Consider the following 12,231-nt stretch of genomic DNA (forward strand, 5'->3'; position numbering starts at 1 on the left):
GGTCGGTCAGGTAGCGCTCGACGGCGGGAAGCTGGTCGGCGAAGCTCTGGTCCTGGCTCGCGCCGTATTGCTGCTGCTCGGTCGGCCCGAACTGGATTAGGCCGATGTGCCGATTACCCGAGCCGCCCCGGATCGAAGGGCTGAACCCGCTCTCGAACGACATCACGGTCGCCAGGTCGAGCGGGTCCGCGCCGATGCGCTGCGCGCTGGCGATCAGCGCGTCGCGGTCTGCGGCAGTCGGCATGGGGGCGGTCCTGAAACGACAAAAGCCGCCCTTGCGGAGCGGCTTTCAGGGTCCGGCGCGCAGCGCTGCGGACGATTGCTTATTCCCGCGGTTCGCCCGTCGGGTCAAGGGGTGGGCCGGGCGCTTGTGGAAGCGGCCCGGCCCCGTCATCCTCGGAGATGCGACTCAACCGATGGATAAGCCAATATGCCCTCTAACGAAACTGGTCGTCTAGTATCGCAAGGACGAGATTATGCTTTCGACATAGCATCACGTTTTCCGCGCGATTACCGCACCTATGCTGCCGAAATCAAGTCTCACAATTACAGGCCAATCGGTGAGTCATTCGCGAGAAGCCTAAATAAAATAGTGCATCTTGGAAATATGCCGGTTGATTTATCGGCATTGGTATTTGGTATTGGCGAATTGTACGGTCAAATAAGCCATGTTCACAAAGAAGAATTCAAGTCTGGACGCATTACATCATCTGGATTGGTCAATAAGGCCTGGGAGGCATGGCTTGAGATATACATGCCAAGAATAATGGACGATCCAACTGGCCCTCATCAAGCTTGGGGCCTTGGATCGCAGCTCATTATCGACTTGGTCAAGGCGTTGCAGCACCCAGATGCGATCGCCGCGATGCCACGCGAAAGCGAAGGCTATTTCTTAGATGGCATCGAGTCTATTTTGAGTGCCATGCTGTCTAATGCCTACGTTGCATTTGAAAGCATGGCAGCAGATCTGTGGGTCGAGGCGCTCGACTCAAATCCTGCGTATGCGAAGCGATGGCTCGAAAAAAATCCGGAACGGCAGATCAAGTTGCTAGATATTATCGGCGGAGGGACCGATCTTACAAATAGGCTGGGATCAATTCTCAAGCAGACGAGAAAAGTTAATTTCATTAGCCTCAATGATATCAAGAACAATTATAAGGCGGCATTTGGCGATGACATAGTAAGCATTTTCGACGGCGACGGAAACCATATTGTGGCCGTCGAGCAGATGCGCCATCTGTACGCCCACACGGGCGGCATAATAGATCGAGAATTTATCGACAAAAGTGGCGCGTTTCCATGGGCTAAAAATATTTCTGTTGGCCAGCCGTATCCGATCGACGGTCATATTGTTTGCGCCAGTGTAACGTCTTGCATTAATGTTGGATTTGGTCTGCTCCGATTTGTGGATGGGTTAGATGCAGATAAGCCCTAATCAGGTAGACGTGGGAGGTTGCGATGGCAACGAACCAGAGCTGGACAGATCGTGCCCTAGTTGTCAGGGCGCGCGAGGGCGAAACATCCAAGGTGGTTGGGTGCGCTGCAGCGAGTGCCAGGGGCGTTGGATCGTCCCTACCGCATTCGGACTGAAGGTCCTGCGCTTTATCCGAGCTAATCCCTTGGATGAAGAATGATTGTTGCTACTTCAGTTCTGGTAGGCGGACCGGAGGCTGGCGTCGTGATATGCCGACGCTATGCCCCGCTGGCTCCAATTCGCCCTTGGCCTCGTCACGCTGGTCGCGCTCGCCGTGGGCATCGTGCGTGCCATCGCGCGCCACCTGCCGAAGGGGATGGAGCGCGAGAGCTACGAGGCGCTCGTCCTGGTGCTGGCCGTCAGCTTCGTGGCGATCGTCGTGCGGGCCGCGCGGGGATACCGGTCCGAGCACCGGGACGAAGAAGCGTGATGACCTGCTGACCGGAGATCGTCTTAACGCTCGAGATTTTTGTCGTGGCGTGACGACTCAACCCTGGCTCGGCACCGTGCTATACGGGGCCGATGAAGAAGAGCTTCACCATACCGACAAAAGACTCGACCGCCTGCAGGAATTGGGTCGCGAGTACGTATCCGGGTGCGGTCGCACATATCGGCCCCAAGCCTGGCAACCGCGCGACCGTGAAGATCGGCGGCTCTACTGCTGGCACCACACTTAAGAACGTGCGGTTCCATGCCGAGCTTCACTGGCGCTAGGCCATGCCCCGCTGGCCCCAGATCCTGCTCGCGCTCGTCCTGTTCGTCGGCATCATGCTCGCCGTGCGGGCGGTGCTGTACGTGATCCTGCCCCCGTTCAACCGATGGATGGACCACGCCGTCGGAGCATCGACCTGGACCACCGTAGTGATCGCCCTCGCGATCATAGGCGGGGTCTACGGCTTCTGGCCACGCGACTCGACCGGCCGGATGAAGCCGCTCCTACCGCGCCGCCGCTCACTGCCGCAGCGGAGCAGCGCCGCCATTCGCGAGCGTCAGGAGCCGGTGCGTGAACAGCTCCGCGTTCTTGCTGCCTGGAGCCGACTTCGCCAGCGCCCGTAGATCCGGTACCGCCTGCGGATCGGTGAAGATCCGGGCGATGGCCGCATTGTTCATATCCCGGGATCGATCGCCGAGGGCGTTGGCAGCAGCCCTGCGGACGCCGACCAAGCCGCCAGCCGCTGCGCCGAACGGCCCTGCCGCCGTTCCACCCGCCACCGCACCGGTTACGGCATCCGAAATCGCCGCCGCCACCGGGGTCCCGTTCTTGAGACGCTCCTGGATCGCGGCGTTGAAGGCCGTGTCGCTGCCCTTGTTCGGGCGATAGCCGGTCGCCTCCAGGGTGGTGAGCAGCTTGTCGAGCGCCGACCACCGGATCTCGCCCTCCGGCAAGGCGCGCATCACGGCTTCGAGGTTGTGCCGCTGCTGGGCGTTGCCCCGGATCGCGGACGCGAAGCCCGCGCCACCGTACTGCGAGGCGAGCCCCTTGGTCTGCTGGGTCGCTTCGTTGAACACGGTCTCCAGGTAGGTCCGCGAAAGCTCGCGTGACTGCTGCGGGCGATTGGCCGCCAGCGCCTGCATGGCGGAGGCCACCTCGGCATGACTGCCGGGCGCCGGGTTCGGATTGAACAGCGTCCGCACGGCGTTGCCGACATCGGGTGACCGCGCGAGCTGGCCAAGCGGCGAGGCTTCGACCCGCGCGAGGCCCTCGCGAGCCAGCACCAAGTTGGAGAGACGATCGCGAACGCCCGGAAGCTGATCCAGGACGTCGGCATGCTTGCGCATCGCGGTGCGCATCGCCTCGGCAGAGAGGTTGCCCTCGGCGCCGGCGGCACGATCCATGATCTGGGTCGTCACATACCGTTCCAGGGCCTCGCGCGAGAGGGGCGCAGGCTGGGCGAGCAGATCGCGGGCGGCGGTCGCGCCCGTGAAGGTGCCGGGCACCTGTTCGGCCGGCATCCGGAACGGGCCGTCGCCGGCCGGCGTCTCGAACCGATCCGTGGCGCGCCCGAGCGGCGCGTTCGGACGGGTGTAGGGCTCGAGCGGCACGGAATGGCGCGCGAACACCTCGTCGGCTGCCGCCACCTCGGGCACGTCCTTGAGCCCGCGGTCGATGCCCTGGCGCGCGATCGTCAGGTCGCGAGCCTTCGTGCCATCTCCGATCTCGATGGCGGACCGCACGTCCTGGTCGAGCCGTTCGCGAGCGCGAAGATTGCCCGCCACGGTCATGTCGACCGCCCCGTCCGGGTTAGACCCCTCGAACAGGTTGCGGCGCGCGGCCTGGAGACCGGAGCGCACATCGCCCTTTGCCGTCTGCAGCAGGCCGTCGATCGAGGCGATGCCGGGCTGCGGGTTCACCTGCCCGAACCGTACATCCGGGATCTGCTCCTGGATCGTCGTCGACTTCACGAGGGGCGCGGGCGGCTCGCGCATAGCACCGACGACAGCCTCGAAGGCGTCGAGCGGATCGGCGTGCTGGCCGCGCACCAGCGACCCGATCACTCTGTCGCGGACGTCAGGGTGCAGCGTGCTCGCGTCGATCCCGACCTTGCCCAGGTCCTCGCGGAGGCGGCTGTTCGCCAGCGACACCGCCTGGCTGTAATCGTCGGCGAGCTGACCTGCCGTCGGCGCGCCGCCGGCGCCCCGGGTCGTGCCGAGCGGGTAGGAGGGGAAGCCGCGCTGCTCGTTCTGGAGCTTGCGCAGGAGCTCGGACGAGATGTCCCGCGCCATGCCGCCATCGGCGTCGGGCCGGAAGTACCCCTCCTCGATCAGCCGCTCGCGCCAGAAGTCGTCGATCCCCTTTCCGGTCGGGCGGGCGACGTTGCCCTGCCCTGGGATGTTGAACCGGTGCAGGTCGGTCGCGGCGACATCGCCATCAAGCCGGATGCCGCCGTTGCGCGCGATGAAGCGCGCGAGGCTCTCCGGCCCGGCTGCGGCGGCCTCGGCATCCGGACGCACGAAGGCTTCTAGCGGGCGCGGCGCCGCGTCGGTGAACTGCGGGCGCGAGTAGGCCTGCGGCGTCACGATGGGTTCGCCCGGACGCTCGACGGTGATCATTCGCTCAATGCCGGCGCGCTCCGGGGCGTTACGCGCGGCCTCGTACAGCGGGTCGCTCGCCGTCTTCCGCGTCGCCTCGAGGCCGCCGCGGATCCCGGAGAGCTCACCCTGGATCGTCTGGCCGGCCTGCTCGGGCGTCACCCGGGGACCGGTGGCCGAGCGCGCAGCCGAGAACGCCACCCCCTCCGGCGTCTGAGCCATGCCTGCGCGAGCGGCTTCCTGGATCTGAGGGCCGAGCGTCGACGGTGCCTCCGGCATCGGAGCGAGGCGCTCGAAGGCCTCGCGGCCCACGTTGTCGATTGCAGCCGGGCGTGCCGCGTAGAACTCATTCATGACGCGGCCGCCATCGCCGCCGGAATTGGCCACTACCCGCGCGAGTTGCGACGCGCGCACCGCGCGGCCGCCGGTCGCGGCGTTCAGCGCCTCGTCGAGCGACAGCGGCACGCCGCCGCCCGGAAGATCCCGAGCCTGCCGGATCAGATGCTGCGCGGCTTCCAGATCCTTCTCGTCGAGGCCTTCCAGCGCCTCGCGCACGACGCCCTGGCCGCGACCGCCACCGGTGACGACAGAGACCACCTTGCCGGCGAGACGGCCAGCGGCAGGACCAGCAGCGCCGAGACCGGCCCCAAGGCCGGCCGCAAACTTAATTGCATCGGCGTCACCATCGGATCGAACCGCGGCATCGGCGACACCAAGCGCGGCACCGGAGCCCGCTGATGCGATCATCCGCGCGGGAAGCGCCGCTCCCGACGCGCCGAACGCAGCGGGAGCTGCAGCGACTAGAGGAGCCGTCCCGAGCACGCCGCCGAGGATCTCACCGGCACCGCTCGCATAGGGATGCTCGGTCGCAGTCCGTTGCCCGAAGTCCTCGACCGCCTTCAGCTCGTCGCTGTACCGGCTGTCGTTCTTCAGCGCGCGGACGCCCGCCGCCACCCGGTTCAGACCGCCGAGCAGGTACGGCCCGACGACGGGCACGCCGTCGACCAGACCGCGGCCGATCGCGGCAGTGGCATCGCCGGGCAGGCCGGCAGCTGGGGCGTCGTCCTCGACGAGCGCTCCCGAGAACCGCGGGCCGGCCGGGGCCGGCGCCGCATCATCCTCGACGAGCGTGCCGCTGAAGCGGGGTCCGGCCATGGATCAGTTCTTCCGGTAGCGGCGGCCATCGGCGGGGTCGACGTACATCGCCCCCTTCGGCAGAGCATCGAAGTCGGCCTGGGTGCGCGGGGCAGCGAGGCCGCCGGGACCGTTCGCGCCGGTGGCGCCATCGGACCGCTGCGTCGCGGACGCCTGCGCGGCCGGGAACAGCGGGTTGGCCCCGGCATACTCCTCGAGCTTCTGGTCGAAGCCGGAATCCAAGCGGCCACCGTTGTTCGCCGCATAGTCCCGGGCCAACTTCGCCACCGCCTGCTGCCGCTGCGCGAGCGAGCGGGCGATCGCGATGAGTTCGAGGTTGCCGGCCTGGCTCTGGGCCAGGGTCGGCGCGGTCCGGCCGATATAGTCGCGGTCGGTGTTCGAGATGCCGGGGCCGAGCGAGCCGCCGAGACCGTCGAGCACGACCTTGTTGGAGAGGGCGTCGAACACCTCGGTCGGCTTGGTGTAGTTCGCGTCCTTCACACCCATGGCGACGAGGAACTGGTTCGCTCGCTTCACCGTCTCGGCACCCGTGCCGGAGTAGAAGTTCGGGCTGCGGGCGGCCTGCTCCATGAGGGCGAGGCTGTTGAGGGTGTTCCCGGCGTTCCGGCCCTTCGTGGCGAGGTCGACCTGATAGTCGCCGTACGCCTTGCCCACGGTCGCATCCTGCGCCTTCTCGGCACCCATGTTGATGGTGGTGCCGGTCGCGTTGATGGGGCTGATCTTGCCGTTGGCGTCCTTCTGGTAGGAACCGGCGGGCAGGCCGAGCGCTACCCGGTCGGCCTCTGGGACCGGGGTCACGGTCTTGTCGTCGTCCGCCTTCAGCGCGACCGTCGCCTGCCCGGTTCGGGCGTTCTGGTTCCAGATGTTCCCCTTGTCGTCGGTGTACTGCTTGTACAGCTCGGCCGGCGGCAGGACGCCCTTGAACAGCTCGTTCATGAAGGTCGAGTTGCCGCCGAGGGTCAGGGCCTGCTCCGGGCTGATGCCGGGGATCTTGCTCGTGACGTACTGCGCGTTGCCGGCGAGCTGGCGCTGCTCCTGCGTCTCCTTCCGGACCTTCAGGCCGAACTCGGCCCGGGCGAGATCGGAGGCGGCGCGCTTCCCCTCGTTGTCCTGGTAGGCCTTGAGCCCCGCCGCCGCGCCGCGGCCGAAGCCGGGCGTCGACATGAGGCCGATGCCGAGCGAGGTCAGCAGGTCGCCGCCCCCGTTCGCGTTGAGATTTCGCAGTCCGTCGCCGATGCGGTCGAGGAGCGACGGCTCCGCTGCGGGAGCGGCCGGCGCAGGCGCGGCAGGGGCGGCCGTGGAGCCGGTCGTCGCCGGTGCGGCGGGCGCCGGCAGGCTGCCAAAACTCAGCGGGCGGGCGGCCGCGGGCGCGGCCGGCGCATCATCTCCGCCGCGCGGGGCGGCCGGCGCGCCTACCGGAAGGGCGGGCGCGCGCGACCCGACGAGGCTGGGCAGCGGCGACCGCTCCGGCTCCGCGGCCACGGGCGCCGACATCTGCGGCGGCAGCGCGCCGAACATACGCAGCGGCGCGCGGGCGGGCGCCTCGGGCTCGACGGCCGGTACCGCGGCGGCGATCTGCGGCTGCATGGTCGGGGCGGTCGGAGGCACGAAGCCAGTGAAGCCGGGCGGGACGGCCGCCGGCACGTCATCGGCCGAGACGTCCATCTGCGGCCGCGTCTGCTGCATCAGCCGGGCGATGTCGGCCGGGGAGAGGGCGCCGAACGGCGCGAGACCTGCGGACACGACGCGCTCCTACTTGCCGATGAACTTCGAGGCGGTGCCGGCGATGGCCAGACCGCCACCGAGCAGCTGCTGGAGCACGCCCGGCTGCGGGATCTTCTGGACCGACGTGCCGCTCGAGGAGCCGCCGAGACCCGCGATCGGGTCGACGATGCCGGCGTAGAGGCCGAGTTGCTTCCAGGGCGAGGCCTGCTGGTCGGCGAACTGCTCCTGCGCGGCGTCGAGCTGGGCCTGGCGGTCCGCATCGAGGGCGGCGCCGACACCGGCCAGGGTCAGCCCGGGACGCTGGAGGTTGTCGATGTTCTGCCCGATCATGCCCAGGCCGGCCATCGCCGCGGCGCGGTCCGCCTGCGCCGCCGAAAGCTTCAGCGACGACGTCTGCATGGCGTTCTGGATGTTCTGGTTATCCAGGCTCGCCAGCGAGTTCGCGCCCGTCAGCGCGGTCGAGTTCGTGTCGTTGTAGAGGCCGGCTCCGGACAGCGCGAGGCCGGCGTTCACCTGCTCGGCGTTGTTGATCGACCCGTAGAGGCCCTGCTGGAGGCTGGTCCGGGCGTTGCGCGAGCTGTCGATCGCCGTGGCCGCCTGCATCTGCCGGGTGCGCTCGTTGTCGTAGTCCGTGTACCGCGCATGCGTGCCGATCGCGCCGAGGGAGTCGGCGATCGTCGCGGCATAGCGCCCCGAGCCGCTGCGGCCGGCCGCGCCCATGGACTGGGCGATCTTCGAGGCCGCCTCGCCCTGGCTCCGCCCGATCACCGCGTCGAGGTACGGGTTCGCGCCCCCGAGGAACTTGCCGTCGGCGGCGTCCTGCAGCGACTTCTCCGTCTGCGTCTGCCCGGACAGCCCGTTGAGCAGGCCGGTGTAGCCGTCGGTCGAGAGGTTATAGTCGCCCCGGGTGAGCGCCCGCGCCGTCGAGTAGGCGAGGTTGTTCGGGTCGGCCATCGTGTCGGCGAGCTGGCTCACCCGCGACGAATCGATCTTTCCGATGCTGTCGAGGCCCGAGAGCGCGGCCTGGATGCCGGAGGTTGTGCCGCCGTTCGACAGCAGCCCGGTCAGGAAGCTGTCGCCGGCCTTGGCCGCACCCTGGCCGGCGTTGGCGTTGCCGGCGATCATGTCCAGCGAGGCGAGCGAGGTGTCGCCCAGGCCAGCGTAGCGCGGGCCGGTGTAGACCTGCGAGCCGACGCCCGAGTTGTACGCCGCGGTCGCGCCGGCGAGCACGCCCTGGAGCGCGGGCTGTGCCGGCGCCCACGGGTCGTTGTTCTGCTGCTGGACCGTGGTCTGGGTCTTGGTGCCGCCGCCCATGTCAGGCCCCGATGCGCTTGGTGAAGTGGTGGCCGAGCTCGCAGGGCGCGGCGGTGTAATCCGGCAGCACGCGGGCCCAGCCGCGGCGGCCGACGAACTCGACGGTGGTGCAGCCGAGCCGGGCCGCGCCGCGCTCGACGGCGGCGATGACGGCGCCCCACGGGCCGGCCGCGCGGCCGCCGAGCGACAGCACCCAACAGGACAGGCGGCCGCCGCGGTGCTGGCGGACCTGCGTCACGCCCGCCGCTACGAACCGGTCGCCCTCGAAGATCCCGACGAGCTGAGCCTGCCCGGCAGCGCAGGCCGCCAGCAGCCCAGCCACGGTCAGGTCGCAGCGGGGCAGGGCGCAGGCGGCGCCCAGGCACGCCTCGACGCGCTCGGCGAGGTCAGGCGCGAGCGGCATCGACAGGGGCTGGAGGCGCATCAGGCCCGGCGCATCTCGAAGCGGAAGGTGCGGTCCGTGGCCGGGTTCAGATCGTGGCCGACGGTGAAGCTGCGGCGGTCGGCCGAGACGAGCCAGAGCTGCGCCTTCGACGCGGACTCCGTGATTGGCACCCAGCGCGGCAGGGCGCCCGGACCGCAGTTCTCGCAAGGCACGACGGTGCGCGAGACCCCGTTGGCGAGGGTGAAGGTGCTCGACGCGATCGCGTTGGTGGCGCCGCGCGCGAGGTCGTCGATCGCGCGGCTGAAGAGCGACAGGTCCTTCTCGTTCCGGCCGGGGACGTTCATCGGGCCCCCTCCGCCGTGGCGTCCGGCTCGATCGCCGAGACGTAGGACCAAGTCGTGCCAGCCGGGATCCGCACCCGGGCGCGGTGGTACCGGCCCGAGGCGCGCGCCGGCGCGAACCGCTCGACGGTCGGCGCGGCCTCGCTGAGCCAGCGGACGGCGGTCGAGGCGCCGAGGCTCTCGCGGACGCCCAGGGTCAGGCGCCAGTCGTCGGCATCTGTGTCGACACGGGCCGCCCGCACGAACGCCCGGTTCGGCCGCGCCAGCATGGCGTCGGGGGTCTGCACCACCGCCTCGAGCGGCGCCCCGTCGAGCACGGCGAGGCGGTTATCGGTCGTCATGACCGCGAGCAGCGTCGCGCCGCCCTGGTACATCGGGTCGTCGAGCGAGGGCTGGGCCGGGTCATCGATCGACCCCTCGATGCTGTCGACCGAGGTGTCCGGCGTCGCCGCCGACATGCCGAAGCGGATCGGGGTGTTGATGAACGACCAGCGGTCGAGCAGCCAGTCGTACAGGAGGGCCTCGCCCAGCAGGGACGGGTCCGAGGCGTCGGTGCCGGCGAGCCGGTAGGCGAACAGGATCCGCTCGCCGGTCGGGTCGCGGAACGCCACCGTCATGCCGACCCGCTCCGGATCGACGCGCCCCTGGAAGAACCGGTTCACCCGCTCGGCGCCGATCGGCTGCGAGGGGCCGCCGCCGATCACCAGGGCATAGAAGCCATCGCGGTCGAGGAAGAAGATGCGCGGCCCGACCTTGGCGATGCACCAGGGCGCCACCGCGCCGCGGTTCTCCTCGAGCACCGAGCAGTCGAACACGTTCCCGGAATCCGGGCTCAGCGTCATGCGCCGGATCGCCCGCTCCTGGAAGATCACGCCATACTCGCCGCCCGCGAAGCCGGTCACGGCGCCGCCGTCGGGGAGCTGCTGGTCGTCGCCCTCCTGGTCGAGCTGGCCGAGCGGCCACTGCTCGATGTTGCCGCTGTTCGACCAGCGCACCGACTGCGGGGTGTCCGGAAGGCCTGCCAGCACCAGGAAGTCGCCGACAACGCCCATGTGCCGGGCCCGGGGCGGGTTGCCGCCGAGGTCCGCGAACGGCTGCGTCCCGGCCTGGATGACGTCGATGGTGGCCTTCTGGACCGGGGTGCCGGCCGAGCAGGCGAGCAGCAGGGTGCCGTAGATCGCGAAGGACCAGTAGTCCCCCGGCGGCACGCTGTAGGAGGTGTTCGGGTTCGTCACCTCGTGCCACGCCTGATCCGTCGTCTTGTAGACGAACAGTCCCTTCGACGTGCCGGCGACGTAGATCGGGAAGTTGTAGGTCGGGGAGAACACCGCGATGGCGCCGCGGCACTCCGCCGGCAGGGCGAGCGACAGCGGTACCGGCGCCAGGACCGGGCCGTAGCCGTCCGAACGCGGCACCACGTTCGTGGCGACCGCCGAGACCGCAGCGTCGACCGAGGCCGTATCGGGCGCGAACGGCGCCAGCTTGATCGGATCGGGCACGGCTTAGTTCGGCGTGTCGCGGGCGGTGGCCTCGGCCTGATCCTCGGCCGCGCGGCGCGGGCGCCCGCCCGTCTTCTGGGAGTCGCCCTGGCCCATCAGCGCCTGGAGGAACGCCATGCCGTCGGCGAGCCACTTCTGGTTCCGGGCCTCGTCCTTCTGGAACCGGTAGGCCTCGGCCATGACGCCGTAGAGGTAGAGCTCCGGCGCCTTGGTCAGGAGCCAGTTCGTCGGCGCGGCGGCCGAGAGCGCCGGGATCTGCCGGTAATAGGTCAGGGTGACCTTGCCGGGCTGGAGCGAGCGGGTCTGAACCTGGTCGCCGAGCACGGTGAAGTACTGCGGGTCGCCGTTCGGCCGGAACCGGTGCCGGAACTCCGGGCTGTCCGGCTCGACGTAGCGCAGCATCTGCACGCGGGAGAGGTCGGCCGAAGACCACTGGAGCGCGATCCACTCCAGATAGTCGGCCGGGATCGCGTACCCGGGCGTGCCGTCGACCCCGAGCAGGCCGGCGGTGGCCATCATCTCCCGGGTGCGGAGCTGCCGGTTCAGCCACGCCTCCGTGACGCGCACGAAGTACGGCAGGAACTCGGTCAGGTCGGTGCGCGCGAGGTAGTTCTCGAACGCGGCCGACAGGCTCGGGTAGTCCGTGATCTCGCTGGCCATGAGCGCCTCAGAGGTAATAGGCCTGGACCTGGCCGGTGGAGGCGATGACGTTCGAGCGCCCGCGCAGCGCCCGCAGCTCGTCGTCGACGATCTGGGCCTGCATCTGCGCCATGGGCGCGCTGCGCAGGGCGTTCAGCGCGAGGTGCCACTTCGCCCGGGCCGCGATCAGCCCGGAGGCCTCGTCGGTCCAGGCGTTCGCCTCGTCGAGAGCCGGCGCCGGCAGGCGGACATGCGCCATGACCCGCACCGTCCAGACGTCGGACGGCATCGGCCACAGCCGGAGCGAGCGCTCGAAGTACGAGTAGGCGAACGGCTGGGACTGACTGGACGGCTGATCTGCCGCCTCAATCCCGGCCTCATCGACTCGCTGCAGGACGGTCGGGGTCGACCCATCGAGCATGACGACGCTGTCGATCGCCATCAGGTCCGGGATCGCGCCCGCATCACCGGACGCGTAGACGTCCGACCCGGGAATGGTCTGGAACGTCACGTACCCTTCGTTGAAGAAGAAGCGGTCCGGCTGGAAGAACCGGATCGCCCGGTCAACGGCCGTCGCGATCTGCGGGCCGAGGTCCGCGCGCTCGATGTCGTCCGCGATCTCCGCGTACAGATCGGCGAGCGTCGGCCGCCCGTCCTTGGTCGGCATCG

Annotated in this window: 10 protein-coding genes and 1 pseudogene; 2 read left to right on the forward strand and 9 right to left on the reverse strand. The window is 69.0% G+C overall.

Going from position 1 to position 12,231, the window contains the following annotated elements:
* A pseudogene (locus tag BM396_RS27160) lies at positions 1 to 244 on the reverse strand (hypothetical protein); the annotation flags it as partial.
* A 186-nt stretch (positions 245 to 430) separates the two neighbouring features.
* Between BM396_RS27160 and BM396_RS32345 the strand changes: the two are divergent.
* The gene (locus tag BM396_RS32345) at positions 431 to 1,435 is read left to right on the forward strand and encodes a hypothetical protein (protein WP_139239548.1); all 1,005 of its coding nucleotides are present in this window, start codon (positions 431 to 433) and stop codon (positions 1,433 to 1,435) included.
* A 259-nt stretch (positions 1,436 to 1,694) separates the two neighbouring features.
* Complete coding sequence (locus BM396_RS27165) at positions 1,695 to 1,904, forward strand: hypothetical protein (protein ID WP_043388054.1); 210 nt, start codon at positions 1,695 to 1,697, stop codon at positions 1,902 to 1,904.
* A gap of 521 nt (positions 1,905 to 2,425) precedes the next feature.
* Here BM396_RS27165 and BM396_RS27170 read toward each other — a convergent pair.
* Genes BM396_RS27170 through BM396_RS27205 form a run of 8 tightly spaced genes read right to left on the reverse strand, consistent with a single transcriptional unit; the run spans position 2,426 to position 12,229 of the window.
* Positions 2,426 to 5,659: a hypothetical protein gene (locus tag BM396_RS27170; RefSeq protein ID WP_043388056.1), complete on the reverse strand. Its 3,234-nt coding sequence runs from the start codon at positions 5,657 to 5,659 to the stop codon at positions 2,426 to 2,428.
* A 3-nt stretch (positions 5,660 to 5,662) separates the two neighbouring features.
* Positions 5,663 to 7,402 carry a hypothetical protein gene (locus BM396_RS27175; RefSeq protein ID WP_043388058.1) on the reverse strand — a complete coding sequence of 580 codons (1,740 nt, stop codon included), beginning with the start codon at positions 7,400 to 7,402 and terminating at the stop codon, positions 5,663 to 5,665.
* A gap of 9 nt (positions 7,403 to 7,411) precedes the next feature.
* Positions 7,412 to 8,698 (reverse strand): hypothetical protein, encoded by a 1,287-nt coding sequence (locus BM396_RS27180; RefSeq protein WP_091995076.1) that lies wholly within the window; start codon positions 8,696 to 8,698, stop codon positions 7,412 to 7,414.
* A gap of 1 nt (position 8,699) precedes the next feature.
* Positions 8,700 to 9,122 (reverse strand): hypothetical protein, encoded by a 423-nt coding sequence (locus BM396_RS27185; protein WP_043388062.1) that lies wholly within the window; start codon positions 9,120 to 9,122, stop codon positions 8,700 to 8,702.
* Positions 9,122 to 9,427 (reverse strand): hypothetical protein, encoded by a 306-nt coding sequence (locus tag BM396_RS27190; RefSeq protein WP_043388064.1) that lies wholly within the window; start codon positions 9,425 to 9,427, stop codon positions 9,122 to 9,124. The genes BM396_RS27185 and BM396_RS27190 overlap by 1 nt, the downstream gene beginning before the upstream one ends.
* Positions 9,424 to 10,923 (reverse strand): hypothetical protein, encoded by a 1,500-nt coding sequence (locus BM396_RS27195; RefSeq protein ID WP_043388065.1) that lies wholly within the window; start codon positions 10,921 to 10,923, stop codon positions 9,424 to 9,426. The genes BM396_RS27190 and BM396_RS27195 overlap by 4 nt, the downstream gene beginning before the upstream one ends.
* Positions 10,924 to 10,926: 3 nt before the next feature.
* Complete coding sequence (locus tag BM396_RS27200) at positions 10,927 to 11,583, reverse strand: phage adaptor protein (RefSeq protein ID WP_091995079.1); 657 nt, start codon at positions 11,581 to 11,583, stop codon at positions 10,927 to 10,929.
* A gap of 7 nt (positions 11,584 to 11,590) precedes the next feature.
* On the reverse strand, positions 11,591 to 12,229 hold the full coding sequence (locus BM396_RS27205) for a phage adaptor protein (protein ID WP_043387844.1): 639 nt from the start codon (positions 12,227 to 12,229) through the stop codon (positions 11,591 to 11,593).
* Positions 12,230 to 12,231: the final 2 nt, after the last annotated feature.

Source organism: Methylobacterium sp. UNCCL125, from assembly GCF_900116795.1.
Lineage (GTDB): Bacteria > Pseudomonadota > Alphaproteobacteria > Rhizobiales > Beijerinckiaceae > Methylobacterium > Methylobacterium fujisawaense.

Bases quoted from the DNA above. Each gene is read 5' to 3' on its own strand.
- BM396_RS27205 (WP_043387844.1), bottom strand. From the start codon at position 12,229: ATGCCGACCAAGGACGGGCGGCCGACGCTCGCCGATCTGTACGCGGAG.
- BM396_RS27185 (WP_043388062.1), bottom strand. From the start codon at position 9,122: ATGCGCCTCCAGCCCCTGTCGATGCCGCTCGCGCCTGACCTCGCCGAG.
- BM396_RS27170 (WP_043388056.1), bottom strand. From the start codon at position 5,659: ATGGCCGGACCCCGCTTCAGCGGCACGCTCGTCGAGGATGATGCGGCG.
- BM396_RS32345 (WP_139239548.1), top strand. From the start codon at position 431: ATGCCCTCTAACGAAACTGGTCGTCTAGTATCGCAAGGACGAGATTAT.
- BM396_RS27200 (WP_091995079.1), bottom strand. From the start codon at position 11,583: ATGGCCAGCGAGATCACGGACTACCCGAGCCTGTCGGCCGCGTTCGAG.
- BM396_RS27190 (WP_043388064.1), bottom strand. From the start codon at position 9,427: ATGAACGTCCCCGGCCGGAACGAGAAGGACCTGTCGCTCTTCAGCCGC.
- BM396_RS27165 (WP_043388054.1), top strand. From the start codon at position 1,695: ATGCCCCGCTGGCTCCAATTCGCCCTTGGCCTCGTCACGCTGGTCGCG.
- BM396_RS27180 (WP_091995076.1), bottom strand. From the start codon at position 8,698: ATGGGCGGCGGCACCAAGACCCAGACCACGGTCCAGCAGCAGAACAAC.